18 protein-coding genes are annotated in these 17,374 nt (G+C 61.8%); 4 read left to right on the forward strand and 14 right to left on the reverse strand.

The genetic code is table 11. The features are described from left to right. Positions 1–37: 37 nt before the first annotated feature. Positions 38–538 (reverse strand): CinA family protein, encoded by a 501-nt coding sequence (locus tag EL191_RS15540; protein WP_013716390.1) that lies wholly within the window; start codon positions 536–538, stop codon positions 38–40. A 180-nt stretch (positions 539–718) separates the two neighbouring features. On the opposite strand from EL191_RS15540, the gene mutS reads away from it, so the two are divergent. Together mutS and fdxA are read left to right on the forward strand one after the other, a co-directional pair. Continuing rightward, positions 719–3,286: a DNA mismatch repair protein MutS gene (mutS, locus tag EL191_RS15545; RefSeq protein ID WP_041981050.1), complete on the forward strand. Its 2,568-nt coding sequence runs from the start codon at positions 719–721 to the stop codon at positions 3,284–3,286. A gap of 138 nt (positions 3,287–3,424) precedes the next feature. Beyond that, positions 3,425–3,748: a ferredoxin FdxA gene (fdxA, locus tag EL191_RS15550; protein WP_013716392.1), complete on the forward strand. Its 324-nt coding sequence runs from the start codon at positions 3,425–3,427 to the stop codon at positions 3,746–3,748. 454 nt (positions 3,749–4,202) lie between these two features. Here the strand turns inward: fdxA and rpoS are convergent, their stop codons facing one another. The 9 genes from rpoS to EL191_RS15595 all read right to left on the reverse strand — a co-directional run bounded on the left by rpoS (position 4,203) and on the right by EL191_RS15595 (position 12,312). Further along, positions 4,203–5,210, reverse strand: coding sequence for an RNA polymerase sigma factor RpoS (gene rpoS / locus EL191_RS15555; RefSeq protein ID WP_013716393.1), 1,008 nt, complete (start codon positions 5,208–5,210; stop codon positions 4,203–4,205). 101 nt (positions 5,211–5,311) lie between these two features. Continuing rightward, complete coding sequence (locus tag EL191_RS15560) at positions 5,312–6,193, reverse strand: peptidoglycan DD-metalloendopeptidase family protein (RefSeq protein ID WP_080764321.1); 882 nt, start codon at positions 6,191–6,193, stop codon at positions 5,312–5,314. A 48-nt stretch (positions 6,194–6,241) separates the two neighbouring features. Next, positions 6,242–7,180 carry a DUF368 domain-containing protein gene (locus EL191_RS15565; protein ID WP_013716395.1) on the reverse strand — a complete coding sequence of 313 codons (939 nt, stop codon included), beginning with the start codon at positions 7,178–7,180 and terminating at the stop codon, positions 6,242–6,244. Between the two features lie 25 nt (positions 7,181–7,205). Then, on the reverse strand, positions 7,206–7,880 hold the full coding sequence (locus tag EL191_RS15570; protein WP_013716396.1) for a protein-L-isoaspartate(D-aspartate) O-methyltransferase: 675 nt from the start codon (positions 7,878–7,880) through the stop codon (positions 7,206–7,208). Continuing rightward, a complete protein-coding gene (gene surE / locus EL191_RS15575; protein ID WP_013716397.1) occupies positions 7,880–8,629 on the reverse strand; it encodes a 5'/3'-nucleotidase SurE in 750 nt (249 codons plus the stop codon). Before surE ends, EL191_RS15570 begins: the two co-directional genes overlap by 1 nt. Beyond that, complete coding sequence (truD, locus tag EL191_RS15580) at positions 8,617–9,675, reverse strand: tRNA pseudouridine(13) synthase TruD (protein ID WP_041981051.1); 1,059 nt, start codon at positions 9,673–9,675, stop codon at positions 8,617–8,619. Before truD ends, surE begins: the two co-directional genes overlap by 13 nt. Beyond that, complete coding sequence (gene ispF, locus EL191_RS15585) at positions 9,672–10,145, reverse strand: 2-C-methyl-D-erythritol 2,4-cyclodiphosphate synthase (RefSeq protein WP_041981052.1); 474 nt, start codon at positions 10,143–10,145, stop codon at positions 9,672–9,674. The genes truD and ispF overlap by 4 nt, the downstream gene beginning before the upstream one ends. 112 nt (positions 10,146–10,257) lie before the next feature. Then, complete coding sequence (gene fghA / locus EL191_RS15590) at positions 10,258–11,100, reverse strand: S-formylglutathione hydrolase (RefSeq protein WP_041981053.1); 843 nt, start codon at positions 11,098–11,100, stop codon at positions 10,258–10,260. A 99-nt stretch (positions 11,101–11,199) separates the two neighbouring features. Further along, a complete protein-coding gene (locus EL191_RS15595; protein WP_013716401.1) occupies positions 11,200–12,312 on the reverse strand; it encodes an S-(hydroxymethyl)glutathione dehydrogenase/class III alcohol dehydrogenase in 1,113 nt (370 codons plus the stop codon). Positions 12,313–12,446: 134 nt separating this feature from the next. On the opposite strand from EL191_RS15595, the gene EL191_RS15600 reads away from it, so the two are divergent. Beyond that, the gene (locus EL191_RS15600) at positions 12,447–13,373 is read left to right on the forward strand and encodes a LysR substrate-binding domain-containing protein (protein WP_013716402.1); all 927 of its coding nucleotides are present in this window, start codon (positions 12,447–12,449) and stop codon (positions 13,371–13,373) included. 111 nt (positions 13,374–13,484) lie between these two features. After that, positions 13,485–13,808 (forward strand): ribosome hibernation-promoting factor, HPF/YfiA family, encoded by a 324-nt coding sequence (hpf, locus tag EL191_RS15605; protein WP_013716403.1) that lies wholly within the window; start codon positions 13,485–13,487, stop codon positions 13,806–13,808. 13 nt (positions 13,809–13,821) lie between these two features. Here the strand turns inward: hpf and ispD are convergent, their stop codons facing one another. The 4 genes from ispD to kdsA form a co-directional block, all read right to left on the reverse strand. After that, entirely contained in the window at positions 13,822–14,520 is a 699-nt protein-coding gene (ispD, locus tag EL191_RS15610) for a 2-C-methyl-D-erythritol 4-phosphate cytidylyltransferase (protein WP_041981054.1), read from the reverse strand. Then, positions 14,517–14,795 carry a cell division protein FtsB gene (ftsB, locus tag EL191_RS15615; RefSeq protein WP_017363771.1) on the reverse strand — a complete coding sequence of 93 codons (279 nt, stop codon included), beginning with the start codon at positions 14,793–14,795 and terminating at the stop codon, positions 14,517–14,519. The genes ispD and ftsB overlap by 4 nt, the downstream gene beginning before the upstream one ends. Before the next feature lie 294 nt (positions 14,796–15,089). Further along, positions 15,090–16,379, reverse strand: a complete 1,290-nt coding sequence (gene eno / locus EL191_RS15620) for a phosphopyruvate hydratase (RefSeq protein ID WP_041981055.1) — start codon at positions 16,377–16,379, stop codon at positions 15,090–15,092. A 147-nt stretch (positions 16,380–16,526) separates the two neighbouring features. Further along, complete coding sequence (gene kdsA, locus EL191_RS15625; RefSeq protein ID WP_012019176.1) at positions 16,527–17,372, reverse strand: 3-deoxy-8-phosphooctulonate synthase; 846 nt, start codon at positions 17,370–17,372, stop codon at positions 16,527–16,529. Positions 17,373–17,374 lie beyond the last annotated feature (2 nt).

Raw genomic sequence — 17,374 nt, forward strand, 5'->3', positions numbered from 1 at the left:
AAGTAGCCAGTATTATTCCACAGGGCAAGTCGCCCGCCTACCCCATTGCAGGATTTTCCTCGGCCAACAGCCGCAGAAGCCCCACCAGAGCGGCCTCGACCGTTTGTCGGCGCACTTCGTCGCGGTTTCCGGAGAACTGCCTGCGCACGCTGTAAAGACGCTCACCATCGCCCCAGGCCAACCAGACGGTACCAACCGGCTTGGCCGGCGAGCCGCCATCGGGCCCTGCCACACCACTGACGGCGACAGCGTAGCGCGCCCCGCTGTGCCCTTGTGCGCCGCGCACCATGGCCTCAACCACCTCCTGACTCACCGCGCCGACGCTGGAGAAAAAGTCGGCGCAGACGTCCAGTTGCCTGGTCTTCTGCTCGTTGGAGTAGGTCACATACCCAGCCTCGAACCAAGCCGAGCTGCCCGGTATGCGGGTAATCGCCTCGGCGATACCGCCACCCGTGCAGGACTCTGCCGTGCTGACCTGAGCACCCTGCGCCTTCAACGCCTTACCAAGTTGCTCGGCCAGTTGACTGATTCTGTCCATGTTCGCCTCCTTATCGAGTGCCCCACCCTACACATCTTGCACGAGCAGTGGAAATGACCATGGCCACCAGTCGACGCAACGCACTGGCGGGCGATATCGTTGGCGTTTCGGGGTCCACGGGAAAGACGAAGTATGGGAAGATTCCCCGTTTCGTCACACCCACCGCACGTAAGGCCCGGCATGACCGATCTCTCCGCACACACCCCGATGATGCAGCAGTACTGGAAGCTGAAGAACCAGCACCCGGACCAGTTGATGTTCTATCGCATGGGTGACTTCTACGAGATTTTCTACGAAGACGCGAAGAAGGCAGCCAAGCTGCTGGACATCACCCTGACCGCTCGCGGTCAGTCGGCTGGCCAGTCGATCCCTATGTGCGGCATTCCCTTCCATTCGGTCGAGGGTTACCTGGCTAAACTGGTCAAACTCGGTGAATCGGTAGTGATCTGCGAGCAGATCGGCGACCCAGCCACCAGCAAGGGGCCGGTGGAGCGCCAGGTGGTGCGCATCATCACGCCTGGCACCATCAGCGACGAAGCCTTGCTCGACGAACATCGCGACAACCTGTTGGCTGCCGTCCTCGGTGACGAACGTCTGTTCGGCCTGGCCGTGCTGGATATCACCAGTGGCCGCTTCAGCGTGCAGGAAATCAACGGCTGGGAGAACCTGCTGGCCGAACTGGAGCGCCTGAACCCCGCCGAGCTGCTGATTCCGGACGACTGGCCGCAAGGTCTGCCGGCCGAGAAACGCAAAGGCTCACGCCGCCGCGCGCCATGGGACTTCGATCGCGACAGTGCCTTCAAGAGCCTATGTCAGCAATTCGGTACCCAGGATCTGAAAGGCTTTGGCTGCGAGAACCTGACTCTGGCCATCGGCGCCGCTGGCTGCCTGCTGAGCTATGCCAAGGAAACCCAGCGTACCGCCCTGCCCCACCTGCGCAGCCTGCGCCACGAGCGCCTGGACGATACGGTGATCCTCGACGGCGCCAGCCGCCGCAACCTGGAACTGGACATCAACCTCGCCGGTGGTCGCGACAACACCCTGCAGTCGGTCATGGATCGCTGCCAGACCGCCATGGCCAGCCGCCTGCTGGGCCGCTGGCTGAACCGTCCGCTGCGCGACCGTGCAGTGCTGGAGGCGCGCCAGGATGCCATCGCCTGCCTGCTCGATGGCTACCGTTTCGAAACACTGCAGCCGCAGCTCAAGGAAATCGGCGATCTGGAGCGCATCCTCGCCCGTATCGGCCTGCGCAATGCCCGTCCACGCGACCTGGCTCGCCTGCGCGATGCCCTGGCCGCACTGCCCGAGCTGCAGCAGGAAATGGCTTCGCTGGACACGCCGCACCTGCAACAGCTGGCCACGACCATCGCCACCTACCCGGAACTGGCCGAGCTGCTGGCCCGCGCCATCATCGACAACCCGCCGGCGGTGATTCGCGACGGCGGCGTGCTGAAGACCGGCTACGACGCCGAGTTGGACGAGCTGCAGGCGATGAGCGAGAACGCCGGCCAGTTCCTCATGGATCTGGAGGCCCGCGAAAAAGCCCGCACCGGCCTGGCCAACCTCAAGGTGGGCTACAACCGTGTGCACGGTTACTTCATCGAGCTGCCGACCAAGCAGGCCGAATCTGCACCGGCCGATTACATCCGCCGGCAGACGCTCAAGGGCGCCGAGCGCTTCATCACCCCGGAGCTCAAGGAATTCGAAGACAAGGCGCTGTCCGCTAAGAGCCGCGCCCTGGCGCGCGAGAAGATGCTGTATGACGAATTGCTTGAGAAGCTGATCGGTCACCTGGCGCCGCTGCAGGACAGCGCCGCGGCCCTGGCCGAGCTGGATGTACTGAGCAATCTAGCCGAGCGCGCACTCAACCTCGACCTGAACCGCCCACGCTTCGTCGATGAACCGTGCATGCGCATCGATCAGGGTCGTCACCCGGTGGTCGAGCAAGTGCTGACCACCCCCTTCGTGGCCAACGACCTTGATCTCGACGACCACCGCCGCATGTTGATCATCACTGGGCCGAACATGGGCGGTAAATCCACCTACATGCGCCAGACCGCCCTGATCGTACTGCTGGCCCATATCGGCAGTTTCGTGCCGGCCACCGCCTGCGAGCTGTCGCTGGTCGATCGCATCTTCACCCGCATCGGCTCGAGCGATGATCTGGCTGGCGGCCGCTCCACCTTCATGGTGGAGATGAGCGAAACCGCCAACATCCTGCACAACGCCAGCGAACGCAGCCTGGTGCTGATGGACGAAGTCGGCCGTGGTACCAGTACCTTCGATGGTCTGTCGCTGGCCTGGTCGGCGGCCGAGCACCTGGCGCGCCTGCGTGCCTTCACCCTGTTCGCCACTCACTACTTCGAACTGACGGTATTGCCTGAAAGTGAGCCCGTGGTGGCCAACGTGCACCTCTCGGCCACCGAGCACAACGAACGCATCGTTTTCCTCCATCATGTGCAGCCCGGACCGGCGAGCCAGAGCTACGGCCTGGCGGTGGCACAACTGGCGGGCGTGCCGGGCACGGTGATCAGCCGCGCGCGCGAGCACCTGGCGCGCCTGGAAGCCACCAGCCTGCCGCACGATCTTCCACGCCAGGAGCCCGGCCAACCCCAGGTCCCGATGCAAAGCGACCTGTTCGCCAGCGTGCCGCATCCACTGATAGAGCAACTGCACAAGATCAATCCGGATGATCTGACGCCACGCAAGGCCCTCGAGCTGTTATATGCATGGAAGACGCAGGTCTAACGCTCAATACAACAAACTGCTAGAATCGCGCGCAATTTTACGACTGCCCGGTTTACAGCCTGAGCCGCGGCCATAGACAGAGCGCCTGGCAGCCCTTCGCAGAAAGAGCCCAGGCCGCCGCCCGAGGAGAGAATCAGAATGACCTTCGTCGTCACCGACAACTGCATCAAGTGCAAATACACCGACTGCGTGGAAGTCTGCCCGGTGGATTGCTTCTACGAAGGCCCGAACTTCCTGGTCATTCACCCGGACGAGTGCATCGACTGCGCCCTGTGCGAGCCGGAGTGCCCTGCGCAGGCTATCTTCTCCGAAGACGAGGTGCCGGAGGATCAGCAGGAGTTCATCGAACTGAACGCCGACCTGGCCGAAGTGTGGCCGAACATCACTGAGAAGAAAGACGCCCTGCCGGACGCCGAAGAGTGGGATGGCGTGAAGGACAAGCTGCAGCACCTGGAGCGCTGAGTTATCCCAGAAATACGAAGACCCGCCATGTGCGGGTCTTTTACTTTTACGGCCATTGCTCTCGCGGGCGACCCGCGGGACGTAGCAGAAATAGCGGACAAAAAAAGGGGCGGCTCGCGCCGCCCACTTTTATTCCCTAATCCCTTTGTTTCCCAACTCATCGTCCTGATGAATCGCTTCTTGCGATGTTCCTGATCATCATCCTGATGACCTGTGCTTGTCCCTGAGCACGGTTGTGATATTAGCGGTTCCAGAATCACATACAACCCGACTGAAATACGTTAAGCCCGTTCGATATAAATTAAATTTCCTTTAAAAACATATAATTAAATAAAACAAACCGCTTAGCGACAGTCCTTTTCAGCACAAAGTCTGACAGCGCCTGTGAGCAATGGCTTACATGAGAGCGCATAAAAAACCCGGCCGGAGCCGGGTTCATGATCAAGGCGACAACTCACTGGAACAGCGCGTCACTGGACAGGCCATTCTTCTCCAGGATTTCGCGCAGGCGCTTGAGCGCTTCGACCTGGATCTGGCGTACACGCTCACGCGTCAGGCCGATCTCCTGGCCTACCTCTTCCAGCGTACAGCTCTCATGCCCACGCAGACCAAAACGACGCACGACGACTTCGCGTTGCTTATCGGTCAAGTCCGACAACCACTGATCGATACTCTGCGACAGATCATCATCCTGCAGCAGCTCGCAGGGATCGGTCGGACGATCATCGGTCAGGGTGTCGAGTAGCGTCTTGTCCGAGTCCGGACCGAGCGAGACATCTACCGAAGACACCCGCTCGTTGAGGCCAAGCATACGTTTGACCTCACCCACCGGTTTCTCCAGCAGGTTGGCAATTTCTTCCGCGGAAGGCTCATGATCCAGCTTCTGGGTCAGCTCACGAGCCGCACGCAGATAGACGTTGAGCTCCTTGACCACATGAATCGGCAAACGGATGGTTCGCGTCTGGTTCATGATCGCCCGTTCGATGGTCTGGCGGATCCACCAGGTGGCATAAGTCGAAAACCGGAACCCCCGCTCCGGATCGAACTTCTCCACGGCACGAATCAGGCCCAGGTTACCCTCCTCGATCAGATCGAGCAGAGAGAGACCACGATTGACGTAACGCCTGGCGATTTTCACGACCAGACGCAGATTGCTCTCGATCATGCGCTTGCGCCCGGCTGGATCGCCCTTCTGCGCCAGGCGCGCGAAGTGCACTTCCTCTTCGGGAGTGAGCAGGGGAGAGAAACCTATTTCGTTGAGGTAAAGCTGAGTGGCGTCTAGCGCCCGGGTGTAGTCGATGTACTTGTGCTGCTTGGAAGGTGTGGCGCTCTTGGCCTTGGTACGCGTGACCGGTGCTTCCAGGTCATCGCCCTGAACCTCGCCGAAAACGATGCCGGGCTCCATGAGGAGCAGTTCATCGTCGACGTCAAACTCCGGCGCTTCTTTTTTGATGAGAGCCATTGTTGTTGTCCTTAGCTGAGTTCGACAACAGACTCTGGCGGAACCGTCCTGGCCACACCTGAGCCCGTCCCTCCTACGTGATGGAACGGGTCAGCGGCGGATCAACGACGTGGCAGATATTGCAGCGGGTCGACAGGTTTACCTTGGCGGCGAATCTCGAAGTGCAGCTTCACCCGGTCGGCCCCTGTGGACCCCATTTCGGCAATGCTTTGCCCGGCTTTGACCTGCTGCCCCTCCCGTACCAACAACCTGCGGTTATGACCGTAAGCACTTACGTAGGTATCGCTGTGCTTGATGATGATCAACTCGCCGTAGCCCCGCAAACCACTCCCGGCGTACACCACCGATCCATCAGACGCAGCTAAAACAGGCTGTCCTAATTCCCCGGCGATATCAATTCCTTTATTCAAACTACCGTTTGACGAAAAACGACTGATCACCGCGCCCTGTGTCGGCCAGGACCAACCGCTGGCCGAGCGGCTTACCGGAGTTACAGGGGTGGTCGCCGGTGTATTGGCTACAGGTGGCCGGGCCGGCTGAGTGGCAGGCGGCGCCGTCACCGCAACGGGCGGACGACTCTGCGCCGGTTGGGTAACCACCGGGGAAGTGGGCGCAGACGGTGCCGAGGTTACAACTGGCTGACTGCTACCGACCGGGCGATTGTCGAAACGGATCGTCTGGCCAACACGAATGATGTAGGGATCGCGTAAACCGTTGTGCGCAGCCAGCGCTTTCCAGTCCCAGCCGAAACGAAATGCAATGGAATAGAGGGTATCGCCACGCTGCACGACATAGTGGCCGTTACGCACGGGCTGACGCTGCACCACCGGAGCCCGCCCCTGGTTCTGCCCGCGATCGACCACTTGCACCCCACCAGGAGGCGAGCTGACGCAACCAGCCAATGCCGAGGCAGCAAGCATGGCGAGCGGCAGACGAAAGACTGCAACTGCGCGGACTAGCACGTGAAGGACGGTGCAACTCACCCAACTGCTCCCTGAATGATTCCGAGTACGGCGACCATTGTGCCGTATTTATTCGGTGCGGCCAGCATCGACCGGCCGGCGACCCGCCAGCCATTCCAGGCCCAGCACCAATACGATACCGCCTATTGCCAGCGCCACGGCGAGTAACAGCTGCGGGTCCTGGCCGCTGATATCGGCGAAATGCGCAGGCAGCAAGTTGTTCTGCAACAGTGGCACCTGCTCACCCTTGCTGTCGACACGCCAGGTCAGCGTTTCCTTCCAGGGCCAGACCTTGTTCAGGGATCCAAGCATCAGCCCACTGAGAAACGCCAGGCTGACGTCCCGCCAGCGCGACAATAGCCAGCTGAGCAAGCGCGCAAAACTGAGGATACCCACCAGGCAACCACTGGCGAAAACCGCCAGGACCAGCAGATTGAGGTCTTTCACCGCGCCCAGCACGACCGAGTAAAGGCCGAGCAGCAGCAGGATGAAACTGCCCGAGATACCCGGCAGGATCATTGCGCAGATGGCGATGGCACCAGCCAGGAACAGCGTCGGCAGATCACTGCCCCATTGCATGGGCGCCGCGACGGTGATCCAGTAGGCAAATGCCAGGCCGAGCAAGAAGCTCACCACCCTGCTCCAGTTCCAGCGCCCGATTTCGCGCCCCACCAGATAGGTGGACACCAGAATCAATCCGAAGAAGAACGACCACACCGGAATCGGATGATGTTCCAGCAAATAGGTGATCAGGCGAGCGAAGGTCAGGATACTGGTGAGGATGCCGCACAGCAGCACCAGCAGAAAGGTCGCATTGGCCATCCGCCAGGCGTCCTTGATGCGACCACGCAACAGCAACAGGAGCGCTTCGGGAATGCTGGCAATGGAACGCAGAAGCTCGTCATAAATGCCACTGACGAAGGCGATGGTGCCGCCGGAAACGCCAGGCACGACATCGGCAGCGCCCATGGCCATGCCCTTGGCGTAGAGCAGGAAATGTTTCTTCATGGATCCTTCCAGAGCGATAGAGCGATCAGGCCAGCGGCCCGTTGAGTAGCGGCACGAAGCGCACCGCGTCCAGCACATGACGGGAAAAACCATCCTCTTCACGCACGATCAGCAGCAATTGCTGCACATCGCCGCTGCCCACCGGAATGACCAGGCGTCCACCTGGCGCCAGCTGATCGAGCAGGGCCTGTGGCACTTGCGCGGCGGCAGCCGTGACGATGATGCCGTTGTACGGGCCGAGCGCATTCCAGCCTTCCCAGCCGTCCCCCCAGCGAAAGACCACGTTGCGCAACTTGAGTTCGGCCAGACGCTCCTTGGCTCGGTCCTGCAGCACCTGAATGCGCTCCACCGAGAACACCCGCTCCACCAGTTGCGCCAGCACGGCGGTCTGGTAGCCGGAGCCAGTACCGATCTCCAGAACCTTGTCCAGCGGCCCGGCCGCCAGCAACAGCTCGGTCATGCGACCGACCATGTACGGCTGGGAAATGGTCTGGTTATGCCCGATGGGCAGCGCAGTGTCTTCATAGGCACGGTGCGCCAGCGCCTCATCGACGAACAGGTGACGCGGGGTACGGCGGATTACTTCCAGTACGCGCGCGTTCGACAGCCCTTCCTCATAGAGGCGCTGGATCAATCGTTCACGGGTGCGCTGCGAGGTCATGCCGATCCCGCTGCGCTGCATGTCGTCCTGGCCACGCATCAGAAGATGCCCTCCAACCAGCCATCCATAGTTTCGAGAGCCTCATTGAACGTGCGATCAAGCCGTAGCGGCGTGATCGAAACATAGCCTTGCATCACGGCGTGGAAATCGGTGCCCTGGCTGCCGTCCTCGACATCGCCGGCAGCCGCGATCCAGTAGCCTTCCTTGCCACGCGGGTTGACCACCTTGACCGGAGCTGCCGCGCGTGCGCGGTGACCGAGGCGGGTCAGTTGCACACCACGGATATGTTCGAGCGGCAGGTTAGGCACGTTGACGTTGAGCACGGTGCGCGGCGGCAACTCGAGGCGCTCGTGCGCCTCGACCAGCTTGCGGGCGAAATAGGCGGCGGTCGGCAGGTTGTCGGGAAGACGCGACAACAGCGAAAAGGCGAAAGCCGGCTTGCTCAGGAAGCGACCTTCCAGCGCCGCGGCGACGGTGCCGGAATAGAGCACGTCATCACCCAGGTTGGCGCCCAGGTTGATGCCGGAGACGACCATATCCGGGGTCTGCTCGAGCAAGCCGTTGAGCCCCAGGTGCACGCAGTCGGTCGGCGTGCCGTTGAGGCTGATGTAACCGTTGGCCAAAGCCATCGGATGTAGCGGACGGTCGAGCGTCAGCGCACTGCTGGCACCGCTGCGGTCTTCGGCTGGGGCGATCACCACACACTCGGCGTAGTCGGCCAGCGCCTGGTGCAACGCGGCGATACCGGGCGCGTTCACCCCGTCGTCGTTGGAAATCAGAATTCGCATGGAGTATCCGTCTGCCCTGCTGGCACCAGATCGAGCAATTCACGCACCACCACGGTGGCGAAACACCCGGCCGGCAGGACGAATGCAAGTTGCAGAATATCGGGCTCGGGATAATGCCATGACAGGCCGCCGATGGGGAGGCGCATAATTCGCCGTTCGTGCGCCATGTCCGCCTTGATCAGCCATTGCACCAGTTGTGCCGCCTCGTCGGCCACACTTTGCTCCAGCAGTTGGGTGCTGCCGCCGGTCGGCAGCGGTCCATCCCCCCAGAGCGGGGCAGTGGGATGCAGATCGAGAATGGCCAGGCGCGGATCACTGCATTCAGCCTCACCCGCCATGAAGAAACTGCGACTGCCGGTAAAGGCCAGCAGATCGCCAATCTGCGCCTGATTCCAGGTACCGGCGGCAACGCGCCTGGCCAGCACCTGGTTGAACAGGTAACTGCGCGCAGCCGAAAGCAAGCGCGAGCGCAGATTGCGCTGCACTGGCAGCTCCTGGCGCGAGGCAAAATCACGCGCCTGCTCGACATTGCCGCCATCGAAACCGAAACGCTGCAAACCGAAGTAGTTCGGCACGCCCTGCTCGGCGATACGCTGCAGGCGCCGCTCAAGTGCTTCGCGATCCGCATCGAGCGCGGTCAAGCGCAGGGTGAAGCCGTTGGCGGAATGGGCGCCGCGCTGCAACTTGCGGTTATGCCGCTGGCTGCGCAGGATGACCAGATCATCGCCTTGCGCAGCCGCCAGTTCGGGATCTGCCTTGCCCGGCAGGTGCAGGCTGAACCACTGCCGGGTCAGCGCCTGGCGATCCTTGAGCCCGGCGTAACTGACCGCCTTGAGCGGCAAGCCGGCAGCACGGGCGATCCGCCGCGCCGCCTCTTCGGTATTCAGGCCACGCTTCTCCACCCACAGCCAGAGGTGCTCGCCCTGGCCCGTGAGCGGGATGTCGAGCACCTCATCGACCTGGAAATCCTCGGCCGTGGCCTTGAGCACGGCACGCCCACAGGCCTCACCATGGGCGCGCGGCCCCAGCAGTTGCAGCTCGTTCATGCCTTGACCAGCAAGGCGACGGCGTGCACCGCAATACCTTCCTCACGCCCGGTAAAGCCGAGCGTCTCGGTGGTGGTAGCCTTGACGTTGACTTGGTCAAGCTCGATGCCGAGGTCTTCGGCAATGCACTCGCGCATGCTCTGGATATGCGGCGCCATCTTCGGCGCCTGGGCGATGATGGTGGCGTCGACGTTGCCCACCGCATAGCCCTTGCCACGCACCAAGCCCACCACATGACGCAACAGCACACGACTGTCGGCGCCCTTGAAGGTCGGATCGGTATCGGGGAAATGTCTGCCGATGTCACCCAACGCCACCGCACCGAGCAGGGCATCGCTCAGCGCATGCAGCAGCACGTCGCCATCGGAATGAGCGACAAGACCGAATTTATGGGGAATCCGTACACCACCCAGGGTGATGAAATCGCCTTCGCCGAAGCGGTGTACGTCATAGCCATGACCGATACGCATAAAGAACAACGCCCTGAAAAAGTCAGGGCGTGATTCTACATGCACAAGCCGCCGTAGGGGGCGCCAAGCACACCGTCTGGCGTCGGCATCGCGCAATGCTGCGCACGGCACGCTACACCAACGCGTCAGCGTGATGACGCAGATGATCGTCGATGAAGCTGGCGATGAAGTAATAGCTGTGGTCATAGCCTGGCTGCATGCGCAGAGTCAGCGGATGACCGGCGGCCTTGGCCGCAGCCTGCAGCGCCTGCGGCTTGAGCTGACCTTCGAGGAAATCATCGCGATCCCCCTGGTCGACCAGGATCGGTAGCTTCTCGTCAGCTTCGGCGATCAGCACGCTGGCATCCCACTCACGCCAGCGCGAACGCTCGTCACCCAGGTACAGGGAGAACGCCTTCTCCCCCCAGGGGCAGTTCATCGGATTGCTGATCGGCGAAAAGGCCGATACTGACTGATAACGCCCCGGGTTCTTCAGCGCACAGATCAACGCACCGTGACCGCCCATGGAGTGACCGGCGATGCCACGCTTGTCCGAGACGGGGAAGTTGGCCTCGATCAGTGCCGGCAGCTCCTGCACCACGTAGTCGTACATGCGGTAGTGGCGCGCAAAGGGTTCCTGGGTGGCATTGACATAGAAACCTGCGCCGAGGCCGAAGTCATAGGCGCCATTGGCGTCGTCGGCCACGCCTTCGCCACGCGGGCTGGTGTCCGGCGCGACGATGATCAACCCCAGCTCGGCCGCCATGCGCTGGGCGCCGGCTTTCTGCATGAAATTCTCATCGGTACAGGTCAGGCCGCTCAGCCAGTACAGCACTGGCAACTTGGCGCCCTGCTCGGCCTGCGGTGGCAGATAGACGGCGAACACCATGTCGCAGTTGAGACTGCTGGAACGATGGCGATAGCGCTTGTGCCAGCCGCCAAAGCTCTTGTTGCTGGAAACGATTTCGAGGGTCATGAGCCGCTCCGTAGGGTGCGCCATGCGCACCAAGGGGTTGCAGTGCGCACAGGGCACCCCGCGAGAATTCGTGCGGCCATGAGGCCGCACGGCGTTTCATCAGAAATGGATGACGGTACGGATACTCTTGCCTTCGTGCATCAGCTCGAACGCTTCGTTGATCTGATCCAGCCCCATGTTGTGGGTGATGAAGGTATCCAGCGGGATTTCGCCTTTCTGCGACTTCTCGACATAGCTGGGCAGCTCGCTGCGCCCCTTGACCCCGCCGAAGGCACTGCCGCGCCAGACACGACCGGTAACCAGTTGGAACGGACGGGTGCTGATCTCGGCACCGGCCGGCGCCACGCCGATGATGGTCGACTCGCCCCAGCCCTTGTGGCAGCACTCCAGCGCAGCGCGCATCAGTTGCACGTTGCCGATGCACTCGAAGCTGTAATCGACGCCACCGTCGGTCATCTCGACGATGACTTCCTGGATCGGCTTGCTGTGCTCCTTCGGGTTGACGAAATCGGTGATGCCCAGTTCACGTGCCACGGCTTCCTTCGCCGGGTTGATGTCGATACCGATGATGCGCGAAGCCTTGGCCATCTTGGCGCCGATGATCGCAGCCAGACCGATGCCGCCCAGACCGAAGATGGCCACGGTGGAGCCTTCGGTGACCTTGGCAGTATTGAGCACGGCACCGATACCGGTGGTCACGCCGCAACCGAGCAGGCAGACCTTGTCTAGCGGCGCCTCCTTCGGGATCACCGCAACCGAGACTTCCGGCAATACGGTGTATTCGGAGAAGGTCGAACAGCCCATGTAGTGGTAGATCGGCTCACCGTTGTAGCTGAAACGGGTGGTGCCGTCCGGCATCAGGCCCTTGCCCTGGGTAGCGCGCACCGAGCTGCACAGGTTGGTTTTCTGCGACTTGCAGAATTTGCACTCCCCGCACTCGGCGGTGTACAGCGGAATCACATGGTCGCCGACCTTCACCGACGTCACACCCTCACCTACCGCCTCGACGATGCCACCGCCCTCGTGGCCCAGCACGCAGGGGAACACGCCTTCGGAGTCCTGACCGGACAGGGTGTAAGCATCGGTATGGCAAACGCCAGTGGCGACGATGCGCACCAGCACTTCACCGGCCTTCGGCGGCTCGACATCGATCTCGACGATCTTCAGCGGCTCGTTGGGCGCGAAAGCGACGGCAGCACGGGACTTGATCATGAAAGCTCTCCTGAGCGTTGCGAAAGTGCCGAGCAGTCTAGAACAACGGCTTGAAGAGATAATTCAACAGATATAAAAACATTATTGCCACACAGGGATAATATGCTCATCCGTCAATGACACTGGAGCAAACCATGAGTCGCTGGGAAGGACTCGACGAGTTCGTCGCAGTCGCCGAATGTGGCCAGTTCAGCGCCGCCGCCGAGCGACTGGGACTGTCCACTTCGCAAGTCAGCCGCCAGGTGGCGCGCCTGGAGGACCGCCTGCAGAGTCGCCTGTTCTACCGCAGCACGCGTCGCGTGGCGCTGACCGAGGCCGGGCAACTGTTCCTGCAGCATTGCCAGCGCCTGCAGGATGCGCGCGAAGAAGCGCTGCGGGCAGTCGGCGACCTCGGAGCGGAGCCCAAGGGGCTGCTGCGCATGACCTGCGCGGTGGCCTATGGCGAGCGCTTCATCGTGCCGCTGGTGAATGACTTCATGGCTCGTCACCCGCAGCTGCGGGTGGAGATCGAACTATCCAACCGCCAGTTGGACCTGCTGCACGAAGGGCTGGACCTGGCCATTCGCCTGGGGCGCCTGCAAGACTCACGACTGATGGCGGCACGCCTGGCGCCTCGGGAAATGTACCTGTGCGCGGCGCCGGAATACCTGCAGCGCTATGGCCGGCCACACTCGTTGTCGGAACTGGCCCGCCACAACTGCCTGATCGGCAGCAGCGATCACTGGAGCTTTGCCGAGAACAGCCGGGAAACTCAGGTTCGAGTACAAGGCAACTGGCGCTGCAACAGCGGCCAGGCCGTGCTTGATGCGGCGTTGCGTGGGTTCGGCTTGTGCCAACTACCGGACTACTACGTGCTGGAATACCTGCGCAGCGGGCGACTGATCTCCCTGCTGGAACAGCATCGCCCACCGAATACCGCGGTCTGGGCGCTCTATCCGCAACAACGCCACCTCTCGCCGAAGATCCGTCAGCTTATCGACTCGTTGCGCCTGGGGCTCAGTCAGCGTGACGAGTACGCCGCGCCCGCCCGAGACGCTGCAACAACCTTGTCGCCCAGCTGAACCGTCATGGAATGTCACAAGCCGGAGCGAAACTTGGACGGGGCGACCGCGTCACAACCAATGCCCCCCGCCAAACGGGGCCTCACGAACTCCCAGCATGAGGAAATGGTTATGCAGGTTCTGGTCAACAGCGGTAAGCACGTCGCCTCGTCGATGGCCTTCAAGGAAGACATCAGCAGCCGCATCCGCAACAAGCTGCAACGCTACGAGGATCACCTCACCCGGATCGAAGTCCACCTTTCCGACGAGAACGCACTCAAGAGCGGCCCCCAGGACAAACGCTGCAAGGTCGAGGCACGGATGAAAGGACGTGACCCAATGACGGTATCCCATGACGCCGAAGAACTGCATCAAGCCATTGATGGCGCCATGAACAAGCTGACTAACGCACTGGATCGCAACCTGGGCAAGGACGCCAAGCGCTGGACCCATTGACGCCTCAATCGACTCAGTGGCCGCGCGGCCATAGCGACTGCAGATAATGCAAATCTTCCGGGCGGGTGACCTTGAGGTTGTCCGCCCGCCCCTCGATCAGGCGCGGCGACTGCCCTGCCCATTCCATGGCCGAAGCTTCATCGGTGACCGCTACCTGCGCCTGCAGGGCCTGGCTCAGCGCCTGATGCAGCGCGCCAAGTCGGAACATTTGCGGCGTGTAGGCCTGCCAGATCACGCTGCGATCCACGGTCTGCGCCACTCGGCCGTCTGCACTGGCACGCTTGAGTGTATCGCGCGCCGGCACGGCCAGCAGGCCGCCCACCGGATCATCGGCCAGGCTTACCAACAGGCGGTCCAGGTCTTGCCTGGCGAGATTGGGACGCGCAGCGTCATGCACCAGCACCCAGTCCTCGGCTCCTGCGCCCTCGGCAAGCAACATCTGCAACCCGGCCAGTACCGAGTCGGCCCGCTCACGCCCGCCTGGCGCGCGATGCACACGCGGATCGTTGGCAACCGGGAGTTGCGGCCAGAACGGATCGTCCACCGCCACGCACACCATGGCACCCAGCAAGCTAGGATGATCGAGAAAGCAATGCAGGCTGTGTTCGAGAATGCTGCGACCGGCAATCTGCAGGTACTGCTTGGGGCGGTCGGCGGCCATCCTCGCACCGACGCCAGCGGCTGGAATCACCAGCCAGAATGGGATTGTCATTCGGTCAGCAGGTAGAGGGTCTCACCCTCTTTGAGCATGCCAAGCTCCTGCCGTGCACGCTCTTCAACGGTCTCCATACCGCGCTTGAGCTCCATCACCTCGGCCTCGAGGATGCGGTTGCGCTCCAACAGGCGCTCGTTCTCGCCTTGTTGCTCGGCGATCTGCTGCTGCAGGCGGCTTACCTGGGCAAGACTGCCCTCGCCGACCCACAGACGATACTGCAGACCGGCAAGCAGCAGGATCAGCACGATGAACAGCCAATACGGACTACGCATGGAGCGGCTCGCAGATTGAGTCATCGGCATGGTAGGGGCTGCGTTCATGCTTGAAAAGAAGCCGACTGATGAGTGACATGGGGTTTCTGTACCTGCATCCGTGCAATGGTTCCCAAAGATCGACGAAGCGTCCACGAAAAAGGGCGACTTGCGTCGCCCATCTTCAGACTAAAACGATCTCGCGAGCTAGAGACCTACAAGGCAAAAACAGGCGAGGAAGCGCAGTTTACTGAAGTAAATGAGCATTCCGAGCCTGTTTTTAACGCGGTAGGGCCGACGCGCAGCAGATCGTGATCAGCCGCGGAACTCGGCACGGCCCTTGTAGGGTGCCTTGCCACCAAGCTGTTCTTCGATGCGCAGCAACTGGTTGTACTTGGATACGCGGTCGGAGCGGCACAGCGAGCCGGTCTTGATCTGACCAGCGGCAGTACCCACAGCCAGGTCGGCGATGGTGCTGTCTTCGGTTTCGCCGCTGCGGTGCGAGATCACCGCAGTGAAGCCGGCTGCCTTGGCCATCTGGATGGCTTCCAGGGTCTCGGTCAGCGAGCCGATCTGGTTGAACTTGATCAGGATCGAGTTGCCGATCTTCTCGTCGATACCGCGCTTGAGGATCTTGGTGTTGGTGACGAACAGGTCGTCGCCAACCAGCTGTACCTTCTCGCCGATCTTGTCGGTCAGCACCTTCCAGCCAGCCCAGTCGGATTCGTCCATGCCGTCTTCGATGGAGATGATCGGATAACGCTGGGTCAGGCCGGCCAGGTAGTCGGCGAAACCAGCGGCGTCGAAGACCTTGCCTTCGCCTTCCAGGTCGTACTTGCCGTCCTTGAAGAACTCGCTGGAGGCGCAGTCCAGAGCCAGGGTCACGTCGTCACCCAGCTTGTAGCCAGCGTTGGCAACAGCTTCGGCGATGGCAGCCAGGGCATCTTCGTTGGAGGCCAGGTTCGGCGCGAAGCCGCCTTCGTCACCCACGGCGGTGTTCAGGCCACGGGCCTTGAGCACGGCCTTGAGGTGATGGAAGATTTCGGCGCCCATGCGCAAGGCATCGGCGAAATTCTTGGCACCCACCGGCTGCACCATGAATTCCTGGATGTCGACGTTGTTATCGGCATGCTCGCCACCGTTGATGATGTTCATCATCGGCACCGGCATGGAGTAGACGCCCGGGGTGCCGTTGAGGTCGGCGATGTGCGCGTACAGCGGCACGCCCTTGGCCTGGGCAGCGGCCTTGGCAGCGGCCAGGGACACGGCGAGGATGGCGTTGGCGCCCAGCTTGGCTTTGTTCTCGGTACCGTCGAGTTCGATCATCGCGCGGTCCAGCGCCTGCTGATCAGCCGCGTCCTTACCCAGCAGCAGGTCGCGAATCGGGCCGTTGATGTTGGCGACGGCTTTCAGCACGCCCTTGCCCAGGTAACGGCTCTTGTCACCGTCACGCAGCTCAAGCGCTTCGCGCGAGCCAGTGGAGGCGCCAGACGGAGCGCACGCGCTGCCGACAATGCCACCTTCCAGAATTACATCGGCTTCCACGGTGGGGTTGCCACGGGAGTCGAGAACCTCACGACCCTTGATGTCGACGATCTTTGCCATTCTTGATAACGCTCCAAAGGTTGACGATAAGACGGCAGCAGCAGGCTGCACTGGGCCGTCGCTGCCCGAGGGCAGATCGACGGCTCACTCTGACTCACGGGTCAGGGGGATTTTTCTCGGGCGGCACTTTACCGGATTGCGTGCGGTTCAGGCAGTCTCGATTGGCGGAAAACTCTTCACCAGATCATCGAGCTGCTTGAGCTGGCTGAGGAAAGGCTCCAGCTTGTTCAGGCGCAAGGCGCACGGGCCGTCGCACTTGGCGTTCTCCGGATCCGGATGCGCCTCCAGGAACAAACCAGCCAGCCCCTGGCTCATGCCGGCCTTGGCCAGGTCGGTGACCTGGGCACGACGACCGCCAGCGGAGTCGGCGCGACCACCCGGCATCTGCAGGGCGTGGGTCACATCGAAGAACACCGGGTACTCGAACTGCTTCATGATGCCGAAGCCGAGCATGTCCACCACCAGGTTGTTATAACCGAAGGAGGACCCACGCTCGCAGAGGATCAACTGATCGTTACCGGCCTCTTCGCACTTGGTCAGGATGTGCTTCATTTCCTGCGGGGCGAGGAACTGCGCCTTCTTGATGTTGATCACCGCACCGGTCTTGGCCATGGCCACCACCAGGTCGGTCTGCCGCGAGAGGAAGGCCGGCAACTGGATGATGTCGCACACCTCGGCCACGGCAGCGGCCTGATGCGGCTCGTGCACGTCGGTGATCACCGGCACGCCGAAGGTCTTCTTCACTTCCTCGAAGATCTTCATGCCCTCTTCCAGGCCCGGGCCGCGGAAGGAGGTGATGGAAGAACGATTGGCCTTATCGAAGCTGGCCTTGAACACGTAGGGGATGCCGAGCTTCTCGGTCACCCGCACGTATTCCTCGCAGGCCTGCATGGCCAGGTCACGCGACTCGAGCACGTTGATGCCGCCGAACAGCACGAAAGGCTTGTCATTGGCGATCTCGATATCGCGAACCTTGATGATCTTCTGCGCCATGG

Source organism: Pseudomonas mendocina (assembly GCF_900636545.1).
GTDB classification, from domain to species: Bacteria; Pseudomonadota; Gammaproteobacteria; order Pseudomonadales; family Pseudomonadaceae; genus Aquipseudomonas; species Aquipseudomonas mendocina.